21 protein-coding genes are annotated in these 21,813 nt (G+C 70.1%); 13 read left to right on the plus strand and 8 right to left on the minus strand.

The genetic code is table 11. The annotated features are described in order from the left end of the window. Positions 1-417, plus strand: a complete 417-nt coding sequence (ndk, locus tag AB4078_RS01745; RefSeq protein ID WP_045272553.1) for a nucleoside-diphosphate kinase — start codon at positions 1-3, stop codon at positions 415-417. A 108-nt stretch (positions 418-525) separates the two neighbouring features. Here ndk and AB4078_RS01750 read toward each other — a convergent pair whose 3' ends face one another. Then, complete coding sequence (locus AB4078_RS01750; protein WP_440731535.1) at positions 526-1,134, minus strand: vitamin K epoxide reductase family protein; 609 nt, start codon at positions 1,132-1,134, stop codon at positions 526-528. Positions 1,135-1,396: 262 nt separating this feature from the next. Here AB4078_RS01750 and AB4078_RS01755 point away from each other — a divergent pair, with 262 nt between their 5' ends. Then, the gene (locus tag AB4078_RS01755; protein ID WP_441975732.1) at positions 1,397-3,910 is read left to right on the plus strand and encodes an Rne/Rng family ribonuclease; all 2,514 of its coding nucleotides are present in this window, start codon (positions 1,397-1,399) and stop codon (positions 3,908-3,910) included. Positions 3,911-3,945: 35 nt separating this feature from the next. Here the strand turns inward: AB4078_RS01755 and AB4078_RS01760 are convergent, their stop codons facing one another. Continuing rightward, positions 3,946-4,575 carry a TMEM175 family protein gene (locus AB4078_RS01760; RefSeq protein WP_441975733.1) on the minus strand — a complete coding sequence of 210 codons (630 nt, stop codon included), beginning with the start codon at positions 4,573-4,575 and terminating at the stop codon, positions 3,946-3,948. After that, the gene (locus AB4078_RS01765; protein ID WP_440731538.1) at positions 4,572-4,871 is read right to left on the minus strand and encodes a DUF4031 domain-containing protein; all 300 of its coding nucleotides are present in this window, start codon (positions 4,869-4,871) and stop codon (positions 4,572-4,574) included. The genes AB4078_RS01760 and AB4078_RS01765 overlap by 4 nt, the downstream gene beginning before the upstream one ends. 272 nt (positions 4,872-5,143) lie before the next feature. On the opposite strand from AB4078_RS01765, the gene rplU reads away from it, so the two are divergent. The 11 genes from rplU to AB4078_RS01820 all read left to right on the plus strand — a co-directional run bounded on the left by rplU (position 5,144) and on the right by AB4078_RS01820 (position 15,825). Further along, positions 5,144-5,452, plus strand: coding sequence for a 50S ribosomal protein L21 (rplU, locus tag AB4078_RS01770; RefSeq protein ID WP_233309240.1), 309 nt, complete (start codon positions 5,144-5,146; stop codon positions 5,450-5,452). Positions 5,453-5,472: 20 nt separating this feature from the next. After that, on the plus strand, positions 5,473-5,730 hold the full coding sequence (rpmA, locus tag AB4078_RS01775; protein WP_159575753.1) for a 50S ribosomal protein L27: 258 nt from the start codon (positions 5,473-5,475) through the stop codon (positions 5,728-5,730). Positions 5,731-5,911: 181 nt separating this feature from the next. Continuing rightward, on the plus strand, positions 5,912-7,474 hold the full coding sequence (gene obgE, locus AB4078_RS01780) for a GTPase ObgE (protein WP_440731539.1): 1,563 nt from the start codon (positions 5,912-5,914) through the stop codon (positions 7,472-7,474). Continuing rightward, entirely contained in the window at positions 7,471-8,253 is a 783-nt protein-coding gene (gene proB / locus AB4078_RS01785; RefSeq protein ID WP_440731540.1) for a glutamate 5-kinase, read from the plus strand. Before obgE ends, proB begins: the two co-directional genes overlap by 4 nt. Positions 8,254-8,379: 126 nt before the next feature. Next, positions 8,380-9,606 carry a glutamate-5-semialdehyde dehydrogenase gene (locus AB4078_RS01790; RefSeq protein ID WP_441975956.1) on the plus strand — a complete coding sequence of 409 codons (1,227 nt, stop codon included), beginning with the start codon at positions 8,380-8,382 and terminating at the stop codon, positions 9,604-9,606. 48 nt (positions 9,607-9,654) lie between these two features. After that, positions 9,655-9,882 (plus strand): hypothetical protein, encoded by a 228-nt coding sequence (locus AB4078_RS01795; protein ID WP_441975734.1) that lies wholly within the window; start codon positions 9,655-9,657, stop codon positions 9,880-9,882. 9 nt (positions 9,883-9,891) lie between these two features. Continuing rightward, complete coding sequence (gene nadD, locus AB4078_RS01800) at positions 9,892-10,488, plus strand: nicotinate-nucleotide adenylyltransferase (protein ID WP_441975735.1); 597 nt, start codon at positions 9,892-9,894, stop codon at positions 10,486-10,488. Positions 10,489-10,622: 134 nt separating this feature from the next. Beyond that, positions 10,623-12,017, plus strand: coding sequence for a hypothetical protein (locus AB4078_RS01805; RefSeq protein ID WP_441975736.1), 1,395 nt, complete (start codon positions 10,623-10,625; stop codon positions 12,015-12,017). Continuing rightward, positions 12,017-12,403 (plus strand): ribosome silencing factor, encoded by a 387-nt coding sequence (rsfS, locus tag AB4078_RS01810; RefSeq protein WP_440731544.1) that lies wholly within the window; start codon positions 12,017-12,019, stop codon positions 12,401-12,403. The genes AB4078_RS01805 and rsfS overlap by 1 nt, the downstream gene beginning before the upstream one ends. A gap of 186 nt (positions 12,404-12,589) precedes the next feature. Continuing rightward, positions 12,590-13,477 (plus strand): formate dehydrogenase accessory sulfurtransferase FdhD, encoded by an 888-nt coding sequence (fdhD, locus tag AB4078_RS01815; RefSeq protein ID WP_441975737.1) that lies wholly within the window; start codon positions 12,590-12,592, stop codon positions 13,475-13,477. Next, the gene (locus AB4078_RS01820; RefSeq protein ID WP_441975738.1) at positions 13,474-15,825 is read left to right on the plus strand and encodes an FdhF/YdeP family oxidoreductase; all 2,352 of its coding nucleotides are present in this window, start codon (positions 13,474-13,476) and stop codon (positions 15,823-15,825) included. The genes fdhD and AB4078_RS01820 overlap by 4 nt, the downstream gene beginning before the upstream one ends. Before the next feature lie 26 nt (positions 15,826-15,851). Here AB4078_RS01820 and AB4078_RS01825 read toward each other — a convergent pair whose 3' ends face one another. The 5 genes from AB4078_RS01825 to AB4078_RS01845 form a co-directional block, all read right to left on the minus strand. Continuing rightward, the gene (locus AB4078_RS01825) at positions 15,852-16,397 is read right to left on the minus strand and encodes an NUDIX domain-containing protein (RefSeq protein ID WP_441975739.1); all 546 of its coding nucleotides are present in this window, start codon (positions 16,395-16,397) and stop codon (positions 15,852-15,854) included. 23 nt (positions 16,398-16,420) lie between these two features. Then, positions 16,421-17,680: a diaminopimelate decarboxylase gene (lysA, locus tag AB4078_RS01830; protein ID WP_441975740.1), complete on the minus strand. Its 1,260-nt coding sequence runs from the start codon at positions 17,678-17,680 to the stop codon at positions 16,421-16,423. Positions 17,681-17,721: 41 nt separating this feature from the next. Then, a complete protein-coding gene (locus AB4078_RS01835; RefSeq protein ID WP_441975741.1) occupies positions 17,722-18,621 on the minus strand; it encodes a universal stress protein in 900 nt (299 codons plus the stop codon). Next, on the minus strand, positions 18,618-20,120 hold the full coding sequence (locus tag AB4078_RS01840) for an amino acid permease (RefSeq protein WP_440731549.1): 1,503 nt from the start codon (positions 20,118-20,120) through the stop codon (positions 18,618-18,620). Before AB4078_RS01840 ends, AB4078_RS01835 begins: the two co-directional genes overlap by 4 nt. A 61-nt stretch (positions 20,121-20,181) precedes the next feature. After that, entirely contained in the window at positions 20,182-21,738 is a 1,557-nt protein-coding gene (locus AB4078_RS01845) for an aminotransferase class I/II-fold pyridoxal phosphate-dependent enzyme (RefSeq protein ID WP_441975742.1), read from the minus strand. Between the last annotated feature and the right edge of the window lie 75 nt (positions 21,739-21,813).

Here is a 21,813-nt window from a genome sequence, read left to right on the forward strand (position 1 = left end):
ATGCCCACCGAAGAGACCCTCGTCCTGGTCAAGCCCGACGGCGTCGCGCGCGGCCTCACCGGCGCGATCCTCGCCCGCATCGAGGCGAAGGGATACGCCCTCGTCGACATCCGCCTGGTTGACCCCGACCGCGACCTCCTCGCCGCGCACTACGCCGAGCACGAGGGCAAGCCGTTCTACGAGCCGCTCCTGGAGTTCATGCTCTCGGGCCCCTCCGTGGCGATCCGCCTCGCCGGCAACCGCGTCATCGAGGGCTTCCGCTCGCTGGCTGGCACCACTGACCCGACCACCGCCGCTCCCGGCACGATCCGCGGCGACTTCGGTCGCGACTGGGGCCTGAAGGTGCAGCAGAACCTCGTGCACGGCTCCGACTCGCCCGAGTCGGCCGCGCGCGAGCTCGGCATCTGGTTCGGCTGACCCCGGCGCATCCATCGACGTGAAAGCCCCGGTCCTCTCCGTGAGAGGGCCGGGGCTTTCTGCGTGAGGCATCGGGGGGTCGCACGGATCCGTGATTCCGGATCCGCCTCAGAACATCCGCACGACCTCGCCGATCAGGTCGACGCCGGCGACCTGGGCGAGCAGCACCACGACCGCGAACGCCAGGATCGACGCGAGCGGCACCCAGGATCCGAGACGGCGCGCGGCATCCTGGGCACTCCGGCTGATCGGGAACGTCCCGTTGGCGAAGAGCTGCTGCATGGTGGCCAGGAACGTGGGGATCACGACCAGATACGTCAGGCCGCACCAGGGGCAGAGCGTGTGCAGGTCGAAGAAGCTCTGTCCGATCAGCCACGCGATGAACACGAAGGCGCCGGTGATGCCCAGGCCGAAGAGCGCCCAGAACCATCGCGGGAACCGGGCGCCGGCGAGGATCGCCACACCGACGACGAGCGGGGCCATCCAGCCGGTGAGCCCGATGAGCGGGTTCGGGAAGCCGAACACCGAGCCCTGCCAGGACTCCAGGTTCTTCCCGCACTGCACGAATACGCTCACGTTGCAGCTGAGGTCGGCGGTCGGGTTCTCCAGAGTGGCGAATTTGTCGAGGGTGAGCTGGAAGGCGGCCCACCACCCGACGACGCTCGCGACGATGAGCCAGATGGCGTAGCCGACGGGACGGGTGCGCTGTGCGGACATGCCGCGATTATGGCAGTCGACGTTCTGTGCGGGATGCATGCGCAGGCATCGATTCGCGTCGAGGCGGGCATATCGTCGCGATGGTGCGATAATGGACGGGTCGAGTCGCCGTGATGGCGGCCGACGGATACAGACTTCGGGGGCTCCGGCTCCCAGCGATCAGAGCACATGCCGATCGCAGACCGATTGAGTTCGCGGCGCCGAGCGTGTCGCACGAGAGAATTCACGGCGGCCTGGCCGCCGTGCAGGGAGTACGCCAGAGATGGCCGACGAGAACAATGACAACGCCCCTACCCTCGATCTCGACGCGCTGCAGGCGCCGGTAGCTCCCGAGCCCGCGGAGCCGACGCCCGCATCGACCGAGGAGGACGCGACATCCGCCGACGCGCCCGTCGAAGACGCGATCGTGACCGCCGGGGCGGAGAGCCCCGATGAGGCCGTGGCCGCAGCTGACGCAGCGGACAGCGAGCAGCTCGACACAGTTGACGGCGAGCAGGTCGACGCGGAGCCGATCGAGACCGCACCCGCCGAGGCCGCGCTCGCCGCGGACGGCGAGGCCGAGCCCGCCGAGGACTCAGGCGCCGGCGCGCAGCCGACCGCTGGTGCCGCGACCGATCCTGTCGCCGTGGTCGCCGCGGACGTGGAGTCCGTCGTGGATGCCGTGCCGGAGGCTGAGCCGGAGGCCGTCACCGCGGTGAGCCTGGGCCTGCTGCCCGAGGTCTTCGTGTCGCGCGTCTCGACGCAGCTGCACTTCCACGCCCCCACGATCGTCCCGCTCCCGGCCCGTTCCTCCCGCAGCGCGCGCGACGTCCGCGAGTCGCGGGACGACAACGACGCCGAGGACTCCTTCGGACGTCGTTCGCGCGGCCGCGGAGACTCAGAGCAGCCGCGCCAGCGCCAGCGGGTCGTCGAGTACATCACAGAGCCGAAGGCGATCAAGGGATCCACCCGGCTCGAAGCCAAGAAGCAGCGCCGTCGCGACGGTCGCGACGCCGGCCGTCGCCGTCCCGTCGTCACCGAAGCCGAGTTCCTCGCCCGCCGCGAGGCCGTCGACCGCGAGATGATCGTGCGCTCCAAGAACGGCCGCACCCAGATCGCCGTGCTCGAGGACAACGTGCTCGTCGAGCACTACGTCGCTCGCAACCAGGACGCATCCCTCATCGGCAACGTGTACCTGGGCCGCGTGCAGAACGTGCTGCCCAGCATGGAGGCCGCCTTCGTCGACATCGGTCGCGGTCGCAACGCCGTGCTGTACTCCGGCGAGGTGGACTGGGACGGTGTCGAGACCGGCAACCAGCCGCGTCGCATCGAGCTCGCTCTCAAGGCCGGCGACCGGGTCCTCGTGCAGGTGACCAAGGACCCGGTGGGTCACAAGGGCGCCCGCCTCACCAGCCAGATCTCGCTGCCCGGCCGCTACCTCGTGTACGTGCCGAACGGATCCATGAACGGCATCTCGCGCAAGCTGCCCGACACCGAGCGTGCCCGGCTCAAGCGCATCCTCAAGGAGGTGCTCCCGGAGTCCAGCGGTGTGATCGTGCGCACGGCGGCCGAAGGAGCCACCGAGGAGCAGCTCACCAACGACGTGCAGCGCCTCACCGCGCAGTGGAGCTACATCCAGAAGCAGGTCGAGAGCCAGCAGGCACCCGCGCTGCTGCACGCCGAGCCGGACCTCCTGGTCAAGATCGTCCGCGACGTCTTCAACGAGGACTTCACCCGGATGCGGATCCAGGGCGCCGACGCGGGCCACACCATCCGCACGTATCTGGAGAGCGTCGCCCCCGACCTGCTCGACCGGGTCGAGGCGTACGAGGACGTCCGCGATCCGTTCGACGTGTTCCGGGTGACCGAGCAGATCGAGAAGGCGCTGGACCGCAAGGTGTGGCTGCCGTCGGGCGGATCGCTCGTGATCGACCGCACCGAGGCGATGACCGTCGTCGACGTCAACACCGGCAAGTTCGTCGGCTCGGGCGGAAACCTCGAGGAGACGGTCACCAAGAACAACCTGGAGGCTGCGGAGGAGATCGTCCGCCAGCTGCGCCTGCGCGACATCGGCGGCATCATCGTCGTCGACTTCATCGACATGGTGCTCGAGTCCAACCGCGACCTCGTGCTGCGCCGCCTCGTGGAGTGCCTGAGCCGCGACCGCACCAAGCACCAGGTGGCCGAGGTCACCTCGCTCGGCCTCGTCCAGATGACCCGCAAGAAGCTCGGCCTCGGCCTGCTGGAGACCTTCAGCGAGCCCTGCGAGGTCTGCGCCGGCCGTGGCGTGATCGTGCACCACGACCCCGTCGTGAAGCACCGTGCGGCGGCCCCCCAGCAGAGCTCCAACCGTCGCCAGCGCGGCGGGAGCGCGGTCTCCAGCGGCGGCGGCAACGGTACTGCCCCGACCGCGTCGGCGGCGCCTGCGAACGGCGGCACGCACGTCATCACGGAGGGCGCGAAGTCCGCTCTCGCACAGATCGCAGCGTCCAGCCGTGCCGCGGGGGAGACGCCCCCGGTCGCCGGTGACGCCACGGCCGAGCCGGCGACGGATGCTCCGGCCGAGCGCACCGGACAGGAGCGGCCCAAGAAGCCGCGCAAGAAGCGCGGTTCCGACCGTGTCAAGGCGCCCAAGACGGAGGCGGAGCAGCTGCTCGACTCGGTGCTGGACGCGCTTCCCGAGCCGAAGGCGCCGGGGCAGGGCCGCAGCCGCCGCCGAGTGAGCACCGCCGGGCTTTCCGCGGGCACCGCGGTCGTGCACACGACCGAGGCCGCGCCGCAGGCGGAACAGGGCTGACCCGCCCCCGCAGGATCACGTGAGAGGACTCGGCGCTACGGCGCCGGGTCCTCTTCGTCTTCGGGGGCCCGGCCTGCGGCGTCGCCCGTGTGCGAGGACAGGTATCGCTCCACGCGCCGGTCCGGCGCCAGCCAGATCAGGGCGACGATGACGTAGGGGATCAGGCCCAGCCACGGCACGACGAACGACAGGCCCAGACCGCTCAGGTAGAGCAGCGGTGAGACGATGCCCTTCACGTCGTGCCCGAATGCCTCGCGGATCCTGTCTCCGCCGGGCTGGCGTGCGATCGTCCGCTGCAGGATCGTGTACGCGAGAGCGGCGCCGAGCAGATTGAGGCCGTAGACGATCGTCGGCACCTGGGCGACGCGGGTCTCGGTCAGCCAGGCGGTCGTGAACGGGTACAGCGACAGCCAGAGCAGCAGGTGCAGGTTGGCCCAGAGCACGGCGCCGTTCACGGCGGGGCGCAGCTGGAACAGGTGATGGTGGTTGCTCCAGTAGATCCCGACGTAGACGAAGCTCAGCAGGTAGGTGAGCAGGCCCAGGCCGGAGGTGTGCACCAGGTCCGTCCAGGTCGTCCCCTTCGGCACGGCGAGTCCGAGCACCATCACGGTGATGATGATCGCGAGCACCCCGTCGCTGAACGCCTCCAGCCTGCTCGAGGTCATCGTGCGACCCTCGTGCCGTGGTCGTGCCCGCCGGTGCGGTCGCGGGCCGGGACCCTCAGCCCCGAGGCGATCAGCCGGCGGGTGAGCTCCTTGCCGCCCACGCGCTTCGCACCGCCTGCGACGAGCCGGTCCAGAGCGTCCGCGGGAACGTCGTAATGGTCCAGATCGAACGCCCGGCGGGGGATGTCGTGCCGGGCGGCGAACGCGTGCAGCTCGGCGACGCTGGCGTCGCTGACCATGTGCGCCCACAGGCGGCCGTGCGCCGGCCAGATCGGGTCGTCCACGAAGATCGCCATTCCGCGATCCTAGAGCGCGGGGAAGGTCGCGGAGGCGGATCCGGATCCCACGATCCGATCCGGATCCCGACACGGTCGCGCTCGCTTTGCGAGGGAAGGGCGCATCCGGTAAAGTAGCTCCTTGGTGCACCGCGCCGGACGCCCCACTCGGCCGCCGCGGGATCATGCAACTCGCGCCCGCCACTGCGGATCCCTCTGCTGTGGCGCGATGCACGCACAGTCTTCCCGTGAGATTACGGAGCGGTCCCGCTCCCCAACGAAACAGGTATGAAGTGGTTTACGCAGTAGTGCGCGCCGGTGGACGCCAGGAGAAGGTCGAGGTCGGCACGATCGTTCAGCTCGACCGTCTGAAGGCGGCCCAGGGTGACAAGGTCGAGCTGGCCGCGGTGCTCCTCGTCGACGGTGACAAGATCACCACCGACGCCGACAAGCTCGCGAAGGTCAAGGTCACCGCAGAGGTCGTCAGCCACCTCCGCGGCCCGAAGATCGTCATCCAGAAGTTCAAGAACAAGACCGGTTACAAGAAGCGCCAGGGCCACCGTCAGGACCTCACGCGCGTTAAAATCACCGGCATCAAGTAAGCACGAAGAGGAGCTGAGAAATGGCACACAAAAAGGGTGCGAGCTCGACCCGCAACGGTCGTGACTCCAACGCACAGCGACTCGGCGTGAAGCGCTTCGGCGGCCAGACCGTCAGCGCCGGCGAGATCCTCGTCCGTCAGCGCGGCACGCACTTCCACCCCGGCGTGAACGTCGGCCGTGGCGGCGACGACACGCTGTTCGCCCTCGCCGCCGGTGCGGTCGAGTTCGGCGCGAAGGGCGGCCGCAAGGTCGTCAACATCGTCGCAGCTGCCGAGTAAGACTTCGCGCCCCACGCCCTCTCCGGCCATCGCTGCGCGCTGACCGGAGCCTCTGGGCGCGGGGACCCCACTCAACCACCGGTTGGGCAGTTTTCGGCAACGGGGCGGGCTTCGGCTCGCCCCGTTTCCATATCCCGGCACGCTTCGGTGAGTGCCCGTCCCGCAACCCAGGAGGATCCGCATGGTCACGTTCGTCGACAGGGTGACGCTGCACCTGCGCGCGGGCAAGGGCGGCAACGGCTGCGTGTCGGTGCACCGGGAGAAGTTCAAGCCTCTCGGCGGGCCTGACGGCGGCAAGGGCGGCGACGGCGGCGACATCGTGCTCGTCGCCGACCCGCAGACCGGCACTCTGCTGTCGTACCACCACTCGCCGCACCGCACGTCGCAGAACGGCGGCTTCGGCATGGGCGACCACCGCGCCGGCTACGACGGTGAGGACCTGGAGCTGCTCGTACCGGTGGGCACCGTCGTCAAGTCGCCGGACGGTGAGGTCCTGGCCGACCTGGTCACTCCGGGCGAGCGTTATGTCGCCGCCGCGGGCGGCCACGGCGGCCTCGGAAACGCCGCGCTGGCGACGCCGAAGCGCAAGGCTCCGGGATTCGCGCTGCTGGGCACGCCCGGTTTCGAGGGCGACGTCGTGCTCGAGCTCAAGACCGTCGCCGACGTCGCGCTGGTCGGCTACCCGTCGGCGGGCAAGTCGAGCCTGATCGCGGCGATCTCCGCCGCGCGGCCGAAGATCGCCGACTACCCGTTCACCACGCTGCACCCCAACCTGGGCGTCGTGCAGGCCGGTGAGTCCCGCTACACCGTGGCGGACGTGCCCGGCCTCATCGAGGGCGCGAGCGAGGGGCGCGGACTCGGTCTGCAGTTCCTCCGGCACGTCGAGCGGTGTTCCGCGCTGCTGCACGTGCTGGACTGCGCGACGCTCGAGCCGGGCCGCGACCCGATCAGCGACCTCGACGTGATCCTCGCCGAGCTCGCCGCTTACGAGGTGCCCGAAGGGCAGGTGCCGCTGCTGGAGCGCCCGCAGGTGATCGCCCTCAACAAGATCGATGTGCCGGAGGCGCGCGAGCTCGCCGACTTCGTGCGCCCGGAGCTGGAGCAGCGCGGGTTCCGCGTGTTCGAGATCTCCACGGTCTCGCACGAGGGGCTGCGCCCGATGACTTTCGCGCTCGGCGAGATCGTCGACGCGCACCGTGCCGAGTTGGCCGCAGCCGCCGAGGCTCCCAAGGAGCGCATCGTCATCCGCCCCCGGGGTTCGAAGCGCGAGTTCGAGATCCGCGTCGAAGGCGGCAGCTACGGCAACGTGTACCGGATCCTCGGCGACAAGCCGGTGCGCTGGGTGCAGCAGACCGACTTCCAGAACGAGGAGGCGGTGGGCTACCTCGCCGACCGGCTCGAGAAGCTCGGCGTCGAGGACGAGCTGTTCCGCTTGGGCGCGGTGCGGGGATCCACGGTCGTGATCGGCCCGGGCGAGAGCATCGTGTTCGACTGGGAGCCGCAGATGTCCTCCGCGGCCGAACTGATCACGTCACCGCGCGGTCTGGACTCGCGTTTCGATCCGAACACCCGACGCACCACCAACGAGCGGCGCGAGCGGTACCACGAGCGCATGGATGCCAGGGCCGCACTGCGCGCCGAGGACGAGCGCGAGCGCCTGGCGACTCGCACGGCGGCGGACGACGCCGACAGCGAGCGCGCCGAGGACGTCCGCCAGGCGGGAGCCGGCGAGGACGCGCAGTGACGGCGCTGACGCGGGCGGATCTGCCCGCGGCGACGCGGATCGTGGTGAAGGTCGGATCCTCGTCCATCAGCGGTGAGGGAGCCTGGCGCATTCCGCTGCTGGTCGAGGCGCTGGCGCACGCGCACGCACGCGGAACCGAGATCGTGCTGGTCTCCTCCGGTGCGATCGCCACCGGGATCCCGTTCCTGCAGCTCGACGCGCGGCCCACCGACCTCGCCACGCAGCAGGCGGCGGCCGCCGTCGGTCAGAACCTGCTCATCTACCGCTACCAGGAGGCCCTGCGACCGCACGGCATCGTGGCGGGGCAGGTGCTGCTGACCACCGGTGATCTGGAGCATCCGACATCGCGCAGCAACGCCCGCCGCGCCATGGAGCGCCTGCTCGGGCTGCGGGTGCTGCCGATCGTGAACGAGAACGACACCGTCGCCACCCAGGAGATCCGCTTCGGCGACAACGACCGGCTCGGCGCGTTGGTGGCGCAGCTGACCGGGGCCGACGCGCTGGTGCTGCTCAGCGACGTGGAGTCGCTGTACACCCGGCCGCCCTCCGACCCCGCGGCCGAGCCGCTCGATGTCGTCGCCGCGGGTGCCGACCTCTCCGGTCTCGAGTTCGGCGCGACCGTCGTGAACGGCGTCGGCACCGGGGGAGCGGCGACCAAGGTCTCCGCCGCGCGCCTCGCGGCGGCGAGCGGGATCGGCGTGCTCGTGACCAGCGCGGATCTGGTCTCCGATGCGCTCTCCGGCGCCGAGATCGGCACCTGGTTCGAACCGGCGGTCTGAATCCGTCATCCGGGTCCCCGGGGTGCGGAGCGTGGGTACACTGACCGCATGTCCACCGTGATCGCCGACTTCGCCGTGCCCGCCGACGCCTCCGCGCAGGACGGGCCGGATTCGCCCGAGACGCGGATGCGCGCCGCCAAGGAGGCGTCCCGCGAGACGGCGCAGCTCACCAGCGATGGCAAGGTCGCGGCGCTGCACGCGATCGCTGCCGCGCTGGTCGCCGCCTCGGACGACATCATCGCCGCAAACTCCCGTGACCTCGCCCGAGGCGTCGCAGAAGCCATCGGCGATGGGCTGCTGGATCGTCTGCGCCTGGACGAGAAGCGCATCGAAGCACTCGCCGCCGCCGTGCGGGAGGTCGCGGCGCTGCCGGATCCGGTCGGTCGCGTCATCGGCGGGCACCGCATGCCCAACGGTGTCGCCCTGGAACAGGTGCGGGTGCCGTTCGGCGTGGTCGGCGCGATCTACGAGGCGCGCCCGAACGTCACCGTCGACATCGCCGCGCTCGCGCTGCGCTCGGGCAACGCCGCTGTGCTGCGCGGTGGCAGCGCCGCCAAGGAGAGCAACACGGTGCTGGTGCGTGTGATGCGCGAGGCGCTGGCCTCGACCGGCGTGACCGCGGAGGCGATCCAGACCGTGGACGACTTCGGCCGAGCCGGCGCCACCGCGATGATGCACGCGCGCGGCCTCATCGACGTGCTCGTGCCGCGCGGCAGCGCAGGGCTCATCGAGACCGTGGTGACCGAGTCGACCGTGCCCGTCATCGAGACCGGCGCAGGCGTGGTGCACATCGTGCTCGACGACACGGCACCGCTGGACTGGGCACGCGACATCGTCGTGAACGCCAAGGTGCAGCGTCCGAGCGTGTGCAACGCGGTGGAGACCGTCCTCGTACTCCGAGGCGCCGCGGACCGGCTGGTCCCCGAGGTCGCGGACGCCCTGATCGCGCAGGGCGTCACGATCCACGGCGACGAGGAGATCCGCCGGCTCGTGCCCGCGGCTGTCCCGACGACGGATGCGGACTGGGGGACCGAGCACATGAGCCTCGATCTGTCCATGCGCGTGGTGGACGATCTCGACGAGGCGCTCGCCCACATCCGGCAGTACAGCACAGGCCACACCGAGTCGATCATCAGCACGGATGCCCTGGCGATCGAGCGATTCCTGGCCGAGGTCGACTCCGCCGTCGTGATGGCGAACGCGTCGACGCGGTTCACCGACGGCGGCGAGTTCGGCTTCGGTGCCGAGGTGGGCATCTCGACGCAGAAGCTGCACGCCAGGGGGCCGATGGGACTCGCCGAGCTGACCAGCACCAAGTGGCTCGCGCGCGGGTCGGGGCAGACCCGCGGCTGAGGGCTAGACTGGGGAGCTGAGATCCACCCTGATCACTCTGGAGAATCGATGAACCTCGTCGCACAGCTCGTGCAGGCCGCAGCCGAGACCCCCGAGCACCACGGCAACGTGGCGCTGGAGACGCTTCCGTTCGGGCTGATCGCCGCCGGCGTGTTCGCGCTCCTCGGCCTGGTCGCTCTCTCCTACCGCAACGTCGCCAACCGTCACAGCCGGAAGGCGGAGGCGTGGGCCGCGGAGCACGGTCATGAAGGACACGGAGCCGGTCACGGTCACTGAGCTGATCCGATGACGACCACTCCTGCGCCGCGCATCGGCGTGATGGGCGGGACGTTCGACCCCATCCATCACGGGCACCTGGTCGCGGCGAGCGAGGTGGCGCACTCGTTCGGACTGGACGAGGTCGTCTTCGTGCCCACCGGGCAGCCCTGGCAGAAGAGCGGGGTGTCGGACAGCGAGCACCGCTACCTGATGACGGTGATCGCGACGGCGTCGAACCCGTCGTTCACCGTGAGCCGCGTGGACATCGACCGCGACGGGCCCACGTACACGATCGACACGTTGCGGGATCTGAAGGCGCAGCGTCCTGATGCGGAGTTCTTCTTCATCACCGGCGCGGATGCCGTGGCGCAGATTCTCAGCTGGAGGGATCATGATGAACTGTGGGACCTCGCCCACTTCGTCGCCGTATCCCGACCTGGTCATGTGCTGAGCACGGACGGTCTGCCACCGGCTGACGTCAGTCAACTGGAGGTCCCGGCCCTCGCGATCTCGTCGACAGATTGTCGATCCCGCGTCCGCGAGGGGGATCCGGTCTGGTACCTCGTGCCGGATGGAGTGGTCCAGTACATCGCGAAGCATCATCTTTATCGGAGCATGTCATGAGCACATCGGATCAGCACCAGCACATTGCTGATCAGTCATCCGGCAGCAGCCAGCACGTTGCTGATCAGTCATCTGGCAGCGGCCAGCACGTTGCTGATCAGTCATCTGGCAGCGGCCAGCTGACTCGCAAGCAGATGCGCGAGGCCCGCCTCACCGGATCGACCCCGATCGTCACTCCTGAGGAGGCCGAGGCGGCACGTCAGCAGGCCGACGCCGCACCGGCGGCCCCGGCCGCTCCGGAGCCCGTCATCGAGACGACGGTAGCGCCGGTGGCGGAGCCTGTCACCGAGAGCGCGGCCGCGCCGAGCTCCGTCGAATCCCAGGACTCCGTCGCGGGCGAGGAGCCGCTCACCCGCCGCCAGGTGCGGGAGCAGGAGCGGATCCGCACGGGCTCGGTGCCGGTGTCTGATCCGTCATCCCAGAGCGCATCGTCGGCGGCGGAGTCCGCGCCGTCCGCGTCTCAGACTTCTGCCGGCCCGGCGGTTCCTTCGTTCAGCGTGCCGCCGGCACCGGCGCCCGTCACGCCCACGCCCACGCCTGCCGCACCCGCCGCACCCGAGCAGGCGGGGATGATCACGGACGTGCCCCGCCCCAGCTATCCGAGCCGTCGCCGTTCGTACGGATCGGCCGCAACCGCCGCGCCGACCCGGGTTGCCGACGAACAGGACGGCGTCGACGACGCCGAACAGGACGTCGCGCCGGTCTCGGTCTCCTCGGTCATGCGCGCCGAGGAGGAGACCGGACGCACGTGGCACGCCGATCCCGTCTCGGCCGCGCCCCGGGGCGCGGAGAGCGAGCGCCCCGTCGTCCCCGCCCGCCCGGCAGACCCCGCGCCCGCACCGCTGCTGCCTGCGGTGCCCGCCGCGATGCCGGCGGCTGAGCCCGATTCAACACCTGTGGACCTGCCGTTCTCGTCTGAGCAGTCCGCTCTGTGGTCCGCTGCGGAGAACCCCGCACCGGCGGCTCCGGCCACGCCGATGTCGGCCGAAGAGACGCCGCGGCCCCTGCCGAAGTCGGCTCCCGCTGATTCCGGATCGACCCTCAACCCCGGCTTCGGGGAGCGCGTGCTCGCACAGCAGCCTCGGACGCCGCAGGCCGACTCCTTCGATGCGCTCATCGGGGACTCCACAGGGTCGCACCACGCGGCGCCGAACGCCCTGATCTTCCAGCAGGCTCCTGGCGGCCTGTCGCTGTCGGGCCCTGTCGCCTCGACCGGCGAGATCCTCGTCACCGGCAGCTATGAGCTGCCCTCCGGCCTCGGCTCACGCGGTCACGCCGACGGCGTCGCCGACGGCAAGGAGGTCGACGCCGTGCTCGTCGACGGCGAACTCGCCCCTGCCTCGTCGCCCACGCCGATCGCCGCCAGCGCGGCGATCGGAACGATCAAGCCCGCGGGCGAGGTCATCCGCCCGCCCGAGCCCGAAAAGGGCAACAAGCTCATGCTCGCACTGACCATCACCGCCGGCGCCCTCGCCGTCGCCCTGGTCGGCGCGCTCATCGTCGCCATCACCACAGGAGCCTTCTCTTGATGCAGTCGCCCTCCGCCGCAGACATGCTGCAGATCGCCGCCGACGCGGCCCGTTCCAAGGGCGGAGAGGATCTGCTCGCGCTGAACGTGTCCGAGCCGCTGCCGCTTGTGGACATCTTCCTGCTCGTCACCGGCAACAGCGAGCGCAACGTCGCCGCGATCGCCGACGAGGTCGAGGACAAGATGATCGAAGCGGGCTACAAGCGCGTGCGCCGAGAGGGACGCAGCGAAGCCCGCTGGGTGCTGCTCGACTTCGGCGACCTGATCGTGCACGTCTTCCACGAGGAGGAGCGCACGTACTACGGCCTGGAGCGTCTCTGGAAGGACTGCCCCGTGGTGCCGATCGCCGAGCCCGCGCCGCTGGGCGTGCCCTCCGAACAGGACTGACCGAGGCGGGCCTCGGGATCGGTCATCCCGATCCGCCTTCGACCACCGCGGATCGGTGCCGGTCACGCGCCTTCTCGAGCGCGTGCGGGACGGACGATCTGTGCTCGGGCACCGTGTCGTCGCACGGATCGACAAACACCTGGCGTTCGGGACTTCGGACGGCGGATCCGCGAGTAAGGTCGAGCCGTGGGACGGATCACGACGCTGCGGCCGGTCACTCGGATCGCACTGGGAGAGGGCGTGCGTCGTCGCGCCGACACGCTCGCTGTCGAAGAGCCGCTGGAGATCCGCATCGCCGGTGCCCCGCTCGCGGTCACGATGCGCACCCCGGGCCATGACGTCGAACTCGCGATCGGGTTCCTCGTCTCGGAGGGCGTGATCTCCCAGAGCTCCGACTTCCGCACCGCGATCCACTGCGGCGGCCCCGGCACCGGGGGAGCTGCGAACACCTACAACGTGCTGGATACGACGCTCGCACCAGGGGTGCGGCTGCCCAGCGCCGACGAGGCGCGGCGGTTCTACACGACCAGTTCCTGCGGCGTCTGCGGCAAGGCCAGCATCGATGCCGTGCGCACGACGTCCCACTTCGCCCCGTCCTCGCCCGACGAGGTCGCGGTCGACGCCGCATGGATCGCGGAGCTGCCCGACCGGCTCCGGGCCGAGCAGGCCGCATTCGACAAGACCGGCGGACTGCACGCCGCGGCGCTCTTCGACGCGGTCACGGGCGAGCTTCTGGTCATCCGCGAGGACGTCGGCAGGCACAACGCCGTGGACAAGGTGGTCGGCTGGGCGCTCCAGGAGGAACGGCTGCCGCCGCGGTCCACCGTGCTGCAGGTGTCCGGCCGAGCCAGCTTCGAACTGGTGCAGAAGGCCGTCATGGCGGGGATACCGGTGCTCTCCGCGGTCTCCGCGCCGTCCTCGCTGGCGGTCGAGCTCGCGGACGAGTCGGGGCTGACGCTGATCGGGTTCGTCCGAGGGCAGTCCATGAACGTGTACGCGCACGCACAGCGCGTGCGGATCGATGCAGCGACGCGCGGTGAGTCCTCGGCGCGGGAAGGACAGGCAGAACGATGAGCGACGACGTGGACGCACGCGGAGGGACGGCTTTCGGGCTCATGCCGCGCGAGCCCCGGCAGGGCGGATACGGACCGCGCACGACCGCTTCCTGGTCCCGCAAGCCCTATCGGCACCCAGCCGCGGGCTGGGGTGCCGCGAAGTCCGTCGGCCAGGTGCTGCTCCGCGAGCGCGAGCCGATCGCGGGATCCGGCGCGATGCTCATCATGAACCACGGCAGGTCCGGATACGACTGCCCCGGCTGCGCCTGGCCCGACGACCTCGGCAACCTGCGACTGGACATCTGCGAGAACGGCATCAAGCACGTCACGTGGGAGATGACGCACAAGCGGGTGGACCGGCAGTTCTTCGCGGCGCACACGGTCGCCGAGCTTTCGACGTGGACGGACTTCGACCTCGAGAACGAGGGACGCCTCACCGAGCCGATGAGCTATGACGCCGCGACCGATCGATACGTGCCGATGACGTGGGACGACGCGTTCGCCCTGATCGGGGCGGAGCTGCGCGGCCTGGACAGCCCGGACGAAGCCAGCTTCTACACCTCGGGCCGGCTCAGCAACGAGGCGACGTTCCTGTACCAGCTCATGGTGCGCGAGTACGGCACCAACAACCTCCCGGACTGCTCGAATATGTGCCACGAGGCGTCGGGGCGTGCGCTCACGGCGTCGATCGCGACCGGCAAGGGCACCGCCGACCTCAAGGACTGGGAGGAGTGCGACGCGCTGTTCGTGCTCGGGGTGAACGCGGCGTCGAACGCGCCGCGCATGCTCACGGCCCTGTCCGACGCGGTGCGCCGCGGTGCGCAGGTGGTGCACGTGAACCCGCTGGTCGAGGCGGGCGCGACGCGCACGATCGTGCCGCACGAGTTCGTCGACATGGCGCTGAACCGCAGCACCGACACGAGCACGATGAACCTTCAGGTGCGGCTCGGCGGCGATCTCGCCCTGCTCCGCGGCATGGCGAAAGTCGTGTTCGAGGCGGCTCAGGCGGATCCGACCGTGCTCGACGCCGCGTTCCTGCGCGAGTACACCAACGGGCTCGAGGACTACCGCGCGCTCGTCGAAGCGACGCCCTGGGCCGAGCTCGTGCGCCAGTCCGGCCTCAGCGAGGAGCGGATCCGCGAGGCGGCCGCCGTCTACCTCGGCTCGGAGCGCGCGATCATCAGCTGGTGCCTGGGTGTGAGCCAGCACGAGCACGGCGTGGACACGGTGCGCGAGATCGTGAACCTGCTGCTGCTGCGCGGCAACATCGGGCGCCCTGGCACAGGGCCGTCGCCCGTGCGCGGGCACAGCAACGTGCAGGGCAATCGCACCTGCGGCATCGACCACCGCCCGCCCGCGTGGACCGATCGGCTCGCCGAGGTCTGCCGCATCGACCCGCCGCGCCACCAGGGCCTGGACACCGTCAAGACGATCCGCGGCATGCACGACGGCACCGTCAAGGTGTTCGTCGGAATGGGCGGCAACTTCGTGCTCGCGGCGCCCGACACGTCCTACACGGCCGAGGGGCTGAGCCGCTGCGCACTGACGGTGCAGGTGAGCACCAAGCTCAACCGCAGCCATCTCGTGCACGGGGAGAAGGCGCTGATCCTGCCCTGCCTCGGACGCACCGAGCGCGACCAGCAGGAAGGCGGCCCGCAGGGCGTCACCGTCGAGGACGCCATGAGCATGGTGCACCTCTCCGTGGGGCGCAAACGTCCCGCGTCCGCGTATCTGCGCTCGGAGCCCGCGATCATCGCGGGGATCGCGAAGGCCACGCTCCCTGAGTCGCAGACGCCCTGGGACGCCTACGTCGCCGACTACGACCGGATCCGCGACGTCATGGCTCAGGTGCTGCCGGGCTTCGAGGGCTTCAACCAGAGGATCCAGAGCAGGCACGGCTTCCGGATCCCGCAGCCTGCCCGCGAGCGCGTGTTCGACACGGATTCCGGTCTGGCGGAGTTCTCGCATGCTCCGCTGCCCGACGTGATCCCGGCCTCCGCGGAGACCCTGGTGCTGCAGACCATGCGCTCGCACGACCAGTGGAACACGACGATCTACTCGAACAACGATCGCTATCGCGGCGTGAAGAACCTGCGCGAGCTGGTGTTCCTGCACACCGACGACATGCGGGCGCGCGGCATCGCCGAGGGCGATCTCGTCGACATCCGCTCGACGTCGAAGGACGGATCCACCCGGATCGTGCACGGGTTCCGCGCGGTGCCGTACGACCTGCCCCAGGGCTGCGCTGCCGGCTATATGCCGGAGCTGAACGTGCTCATCGGGCACGCCGACTTCAGCGCGCAGAGCGACCAGCCGCTCATGAAGAGCATCCAGGTCACGGTCGCGCCGTCGGCGGCGGATGCGTGAGTCTCCTCCGGCACGGCCGCTGGTGCTCAGACGACAGAGATCTGCATGGCCGCGACGCGCGCGGCAGCGAGGCGCTTTGCGAACCCATCGGGTATCTCTGCGGGTAGGGCGCCGACAGGGAACCAGCGCACGTCCTCACTTTCCTCGCTGACCGCGGTCAGGGACGTGGTGGGATCAGCGAGGGCCGCGAAGCCGATGTCCCAGTGCGCCGAGCATGCGAAGCCACCGTTCAGGTCGTGCCGGTCGAGATCGATGATCCCGGTCGAGAGCAGCGCCAGGTCGCTGATCCCGGACTCCTCTCTCGCCTCCCGCCGCGCAGCAGCGGCGATCGAAGGATCGCCCGGCTCGATGTGGCCGCCGAACTGCACCCAGAACTGCCCCTTGCCATGGAAGCATAGGAGCACCTGAGTGAAGTCAGGGGAGAACACGAAGCAGGATCCCGTGACGTGTTCGGCTCCGCCATCCCGGCGCAACGCGGTGTCGCCTCCGCCGCGGACGAACGCGTGAAACGAATCGCGCACGGCGGACGACCGCAGGGCAGCGAGGTCATGGATCAGGTCGTCATGGCGCATCCCGCCATTCTGCACCGAGTCGATCAGAGGTCGCGCGCGAACAGGTCGTCCCAGGTCTCGCGGCGGATGACCGCCCTGGCCTCGCCGCCCTGGACGAAGACGACGGGAGGGCGGCGGTAGCCGTTGTAGTTGTTGGCCATCGTGTGCGTGTAGGCGCCCGTGGCGGGCACGGCGAGCAGATCGCCGACACGCGGTGCGGGCAGCCGCAGCGGGTCGATCAGCACGTCGCCCGACTCGCAGTGCCGCCCGACCACGACGACGTCCTCCACGGCCTCGTCATCGAGGCGGCCGGCGAGGGCGGCCTCGTAACGCTGCGCGAACAGTGCCACTTCGAGGTTGTCGCCCATCCCGCCGTCGACCGCGACGAAGGTCCGTGCGTCCCGCTTCACGGTCGTGACCGTGTAGAGTGTCATCGCCGAGCCGTTGACCATGCTGCGGCCGGGCTCGATGATGAGCTCGGCGTCCGCCGGAAGATGCTCTCGGGCGGCGGCGAGCAGCGCTTCGACGTACTCGGCGACGCTCGCCGGATGCTCGTCGTAGGTGTAGCGCGCACCGAGCCCTCCGCCGAGGTCGTACACAGGGAAGGTGCCGAGCTCGGCGAGCGGGGCGACGGCGGCGGCGAGCTCGGACGGATCCATGATCTGCGAGCCGACGTGCGCGTGCACGCCGCGCATCGAGAGCTTCGGGCTGGCCTCGATCCGCGCGATGAGCTCCTTGGCGACCGGGATCGTGAGCCCGAACTTGGATCCCACCTGCCCGGTCTGCACGTGCGGGTGCGTGGAGGACTCGACCTCGGGGATGATCCGCACGAGCACGTCCTGCCGACGGCCCTCCGGCACGATCTGCTCGAGCCGGTCGACGTCGTCGGCGTTGTCGACCACGACCAGGCCGAGGCCCGCGTCCACCGCGATCTGCAGCTCTTCTGTCGACTTGGCGTTGCCGTGCAAGACGAGGAGGGCCGGATCCACCCCGGCTCGGAGGGCGCTGAGGATCTCGCCGCCGCCGGCGACGTCGAGCCCCAGGCCCTCCTCGACCATGACGCGCTGCACCGCGGTCGCCGGGAATGACTTCGACGCGAACACGACACGGGCCTTCGGCCAGCGCGAGGTCAGCTCGGTGCGGTACTCCCTGGCACGTGCCCGCAGTGCGGTCTCGTCGACCACGATCGCGGGCGTGCCGAACTCGCGCGCCAGGTCGTCGACCCGGCACCCCCCGAAGCGCAGGGTGCCGTCGGCATCGACGGTGGTCCCGGCGGGGAACAGGTCGAGGATCTGGTGCGGCATGTTCTGCGTCCTTCGCGTCGGTGCGGTTCGGGGTGGCGGCGTCAGGCGGGATCCAGGGCGCGTCGCGGGACGACCACGACAGGCACGGGGGAGTGCCGCACGACCTTGGTCGCGTTGGATCCGAGGAAGACCCGGGCGATCGGCCCGAGACTGCTCGATCCTACGACCAGCACCTCGTCGGCGTCCCACTCCACGTCATCCACGGCGGACTCCCACGTGTCGCCCAGGCCGATCACGGTGCCGGCGAGTTCCGGCGCGTCCGGAAGGGCGGAGACCTCCGAGAGCAGCTGTGCGGTGTGGGCGTGGATGTCGTCGGCCCACTGCTCGGCGATGCTCCGCTCAGCGTCGAACCCCGCCCCGGCCGTGCCGGAGACGTTCGGCACGACGGCGAACGACGCGATCCGCAGGGCCGCACCGACCGACCTGGCCACGGTCGCCGCGCCGAAGACGAGATCCGCCGACGAGTCCGTGCCGCGGTAGGCCGCGGTGACGCGACCGACCCTGGCGTCCCCCTTGGTGCGGAAGCCGCGCGGCGCGATCGCCACCGGTACCGCGGAGGCGTGCAGCAGCGCGTCGCTCTCGGATCCCAGGGCGATCCGTCCCAGCGGAGCGGCGGACGAGGATCCGATCACGATCATGCCCGCGTCGCGGAGCTCGGCGAGCTCGAGCAAGCCGCGCCGGGCGGACGATGCCTCGTGCACGACGAACTGCGCAGGCACCGATCCGCCGAGCACCGCGGCGGCGTGGTCGAGCACGGCGTTCGCGGCGTCGCGGGTGAACGCGTGCCATTCCGCATCGTCGTGTCCCACGGAGCGCGGCCAGGTCTCCGGGATCACCGTGGTGACGATCAGGTCGGTGTCCGCCGACCGCGCCAGCATCGCGGCGAGGTGCAGCACCGACGCCGAGCGGCTCGCGGGGCTCAGGCCGACGAGCAGGCTCATCGGTCGCCGTCCGTCCGGCGTTCGGCGGCGGCCTGGCGCACGGCGTCCGTGCTCGGCTGGGCGACGGCGGTGGTGTACGGGACGTCCGGGGCGGCGACGACCGGATGGCCCACCCCGAGCGCCGAGTGCGTGCGCCCGTAGAACCAGTAGAAGACCAGGAACACTGCCGCCCAGATCACGAAGACCACGATCGTGATCACGCGCAGCTGGGTGATGATCGCGATGCAGCCGATGATCGACAGGATCGGGATCGTCCAGCCGAGCGGCAGGCGGAAGCCCCGCTCGAGCTCGGGTTCGCGCACGCGCAGGATGATCACGCCGATCGACACCACGAGGAAGGCGACGAGCGTGCCGATGCTGGTCATCTCGGCGAGGAAGTTGATCGGGACGACGGCCGCGAGGATGCTCGTCGCTATCACGACGATGATCGTGTTGTTCACGGGGGAGAGGGTGCGCGGGTCGACCTTCGCGAAGACCGGGGGGATCATGCCGTCGCGCGACATCGCGAACAGGATCCTCGTCTGGCCGTAGAGGCAGACCAGGGTGACCGAGAAGATCGAGATGATCGCGCCGATCGCCACGACCGTGCCGGGCCAGGTAGATCCGATGATGTTCTGCAGGATCGCGGACAGGCCTGCGTCCTGGTTCTCGAACTTCGCCGGGGCCTGGGCGCCGAGGGCGGCGAGGCAGGTGAGCACGTACAGCGTGATGATGATGCCGAGGGCGAACATGATCGCGAGCGGCAGGTTGCGCTTCGGGTTCTTCGCCTCGTCACCGGCGGTCGAGACGGCGTCCAGACCGACGAAGGAGAAGAAGATGATGCCGGCGCCGCCGACGATGCCGGCGAAGCCCGCCGGCGCGAAGTTGTGGAAATGGTCGGCGTTCCAGCCGGTGAAGGCGATCGCGCAGAAGAACAGCACGACCGCGATCTTGACGACCACCATGATGCTGTTGACGAGAGTCGACTCACGGGCGCCGCGCATCAGCAGCAGGCCGCACAGCACGATCACGATGACGGCGGGGACGTTGACGATGCCGCCCTGCTCGGGAGCCTGCGACAGCTGCACCGGGATCTGCCAGCCGAACAGATTCTGCAGGAGCTGGTTGACGTACTGGGACCAGCCGACCGCGACCGCCGCGGTCGAGACGCCGTATTCCAGCAGCAGACATGCGCCGACCGCCATCGCCGTGCCCTCGCCGAGAGTCGCGTAGGCGTAGGAGTAGGTGGATCCGGACACCGGCACGGCGCCGGCCATCTCGGCGTAGCAGAGCGCCGTGAGACCTGCCACCACGCCTCCGATCACGAATGACCAGATCACCGCCGGACCGGCGACGGGCACGGCCTGCGACAGGATGAAGAAGATCCCCGTGCCGAGGGTGCCGCCGACGCCGATCATGGTCAGCGAGAACAGCCCGATGCTGCGTTTCAGGTGGACTTCGCCGGCGCCGACCGGCGTGGTCGGCTTCCGGCGCAGCAGTTGCTGGGCGATGGTGGTCATTCCAGTCTCCTTTGATTGGATGTGTGATTCTGCGCGACTCGGGTTCGGCAGGATCGGGGGGTCAGTCCGCTCTCGTCACCCGGAACAGGGCTACGTCGGGGTCGACCGCGCCGCGGACGTATCCGCTGGGAGACGCGGCCACGGCCTGCAGGAAGGCCACGGTCTGCGCCGTGATCTCCTCGCCCGGGATGACGTTCGGGATCCCCGGAGGGTACGCGGCGAGGGTGTCGGCCGAGATGCGGCCGACCGCCTCCGCGGCGGGGACGAGTTCGGTGCCCGCGAAGTACGCGTCGCGGGGGAGCATGCGCAGCGCACCGGAGGGTGGCAGCGCCGGGAAGCCGGCGGTATCCGCCTGGGCGCGCTCTGCGTGCGCCTCGTCCGAATCGACCGCCGCGGAGAGCACGCGGTGCACGTGCTCGAGGTCGGGTGCCTTGCCGGCGCCGATGAGGGCCACGAGCGCGGTGGCCGTCGAGATCTCGAAGTAGATGCCCTCGACCTCCAGCAGGTGCTGGCGGAGCCAATGGCCGCTCACGCCTGTCGCCGACACATCGATCGGCACGCGGAGCGGGTCGGTCGCGACGATGTCGTCGAACGCGTCGAAGCCGTCGCTGACCACGGAGAAGCGCGGATCCTCGCGCAGCGCGTCGCGGAACGCGTTCGCCCCGGCGATCGACTGGCCGATCGTCTCCGTCTCGGTCATGAGCGCGTGGCGCGCGATGTCGAGGGAGGCCGTCAGGAGCGCCGAGGAGGAGGTCGATGACGTGGTGGAGACGGCCCGCTCGATGAGCGGCTCGAGGCGGTCCGCGAAGGGGCCGTCGCCGAGGTGCAGCATGGCGGACTGCGTGAGGGATCCGGCGAGCTTGTGCGTGCTCGAGACGACGAGGTCGGCGCCGAGACGGGTGGGCGACTCCGGCAGCTCGGGGTGGAATCCGAAGTGCGGCCCCCAGGCTCCGTCCACGATCAGCGGGGCGCCGTGCGCGTGCGCGACCTCCGCGAGACCGGCGATGTCGGCCACGGATCCGAAATAACTGGGCGAGACGACGTAGACGGCGTTCGCGGGCTGACCGCGGTCGGCCGCGGCGGTCAGGGCGTCGTCGAGGGCGGCGGGGGAGACACCGTGAGCGATCCCGTAGCGGGCATCGACCGAGGGGAGCACGAACGAGGGCGTGAGTCCGGCGGTGAGCACGCCGTCGCTGAAGCTCGAGTGCGCGCTGCGCTGGGAGAGGATGTTCGCGCCGAGGCCGCGCACAGCGAGCGCCGCGATCCGGTTGGCCTGCGAAGCGCCACCGGCGAGGAACCAGGTGCGTCGCGCGCTCCAGGCGTCGGCGGCGAGCTCGAGGGCCCGCGAGAGCGGGGAGTTCTCGCCGAGATCGATGTCGTCGAGGAGCATCGGCACGTCGAGCTGCAGCACGCGCTCGCCGAAGTACTCCGCCAGGCGGGCGCTGATGCCGGCGCCGTTGCCGCTGTGGCCGGGGACCATCAGCTGGATCGGCGATCGGCTCGCGTGGCGCTCGAGCGCGTCGGCGTACGGAGTCTCGCGGTGGCGGGAATCCGCGATCGACGAAGCCGACATCGCAGACGCGGACGGGTCGACGGTGAGCGAGGCGAAGGACGGCATTGGTCCATGGTGCGGAATATCCGGCTCGCACGGAATCCCGGAAAGTCTCCTGGGCCACATATCCTGTATGTGACT

This window comes from Microbacterium sp. 2MCAF23, from assembly GCF_052115565.1.
Taxonomy (GTDB): Bacteria; Actinomycetota; Actinomycetes; order Actinomycetales; family Microbacteriaceae; genus Microbacterium.

What these genes read in the sequence shown, in the direction of transcription:
- AB4078_RS01765 (WP_440731538.1), bottom strand. Translation starts at nt 4,871, where the DNA reads ATGGCGATCTTCGTGGACGACCCGATCTGGCCGGCGCACGGCCGCCTG.
- AB4078_RS01790 (WP_441975956.1), top strand. Translation starts at nt 8,380, where the DNA reads ATGCGCGCCGCCAAGGAGGCGTCCCGCGAGACGGCGCAGCTCACCAGC.
- AB4078_RS01840 (WP_440731549.1), bottom strand. Translation starts at nt 20,120, where the DNA reads ATGACCACCATCGCCCAGCAACTGCTGCGCCGGAAGCCGACCACGCCG.
- lysA (WP_441975740.1), bottom strand. Translation starts at nt 17,680, where the DNA reads ATGCCGCACCAGATCCTCGACCTGTTCCCCGCCGGGACCACCGTCGAT.
- rpmA (WP_159575753.1), top strand. Translation starts at nt 5,473, where the DNA reads ATGGCACACAAAAAGGGTGCGAGCTCGACCCGCAACGGTCGTGACTCC.
- AB4078_RS01750 (WP_440731535.1), bottom strand. Translation starts at nt 1,134, where the DNA reads ATGTCCGCACAGCGCACCCGTCCCGTCGGCTACGCCATCTGGCTCATC.
- AB4078_RS01760 (WP_441975733.1), bottom strand. Translation starts at nt 4,575, where the DNA reads ATGACCTCGAGCAGGCTGGAGGCGTTCAGCGACGGGGTGCTCGCGATC.
- AB4078_RS01820 (WP_441975738.1), top strand. Translation starts at nt 13,474, where the DNA reads ATGAGCGACGACGTGGACGCACGCGGAGGGACGGCTTTCGGGCTCATG.
- nadD (WP_441975735.1), top strand. Translation starts at nt 9,892, where the DNA reads ATGACGACCACTCCTGCGCCGCGCATCGGCGTGATGGGCGGGACGTTC.
- AB4078_RS01755 (WP_441975732.1), top strand. Translation starts at nt 1,397, where the DNA reads ATGGCCGACGAGAACAATGACAACGCCCCTACCCTCGATCTCGACGCG.
- rsfS (WP_440731544.1), top strand. Translation starts at nt 12,017, where the DNA reads ATGCAGTCGCCCTCCGCCGCAGACATGCTGCAGATCGCCGCCGACGCG.
- AB4078_RS01835 (WP_441975741.1), bottom strand. Translation starts at nt 18,621, where the DNA reads ATGAGCCTGCTCGTCGGCCTGAGCCCCGCGAGCCGCTCGGCGTCGGTG.
- AB4078_RS01845 (WP_441975742.1), bottom strand. Translation starts at nt 21,738, where the DNA reads ATGCCGTCCTTCGCCTCGCTCACCGTCGACCCGTCCGCGTCTGCGATG.
- AB4078_RS01805 (WP_441975736.1), top strand. Translation starts at nt 10,623, where the DNA reads ATGCGCGAGGCCCGCCTCACCGGATCGACCCCGATCGTCACTCCTGAG.
- obgE (WP_440731539.1), top strand. Translation starts at nt 5,912, where the DNA reads ATGGTCACGTTCGTCGACAGGGTGACGCTGCACCTGCGCGCGGGCAAG.
- AB4078_RS01825 (WP_441975739.1), bottom strand. Translation starts at nt 16,397, where the DNA reads ATGCGCCATGACGACCTGATCCATGACCTCGCTGCCCTGCGGTCGTCC.
- ndk (WP_045272553.1), top strand. Translation starts at nt 1, where the DNA reads ATGCCCACCGAAGAGACCCTCGTCCTGGTCAAGCCCGACGGCGTCGCG.
- AB4078_RS01795 (WP_441975734.1), top strand. Translation starts at nt 9,655, where the DNA reads ATGAACCTCGTCGCACAGCTCGTGCAGGCCGCAGCCGAGACCCCCGAG.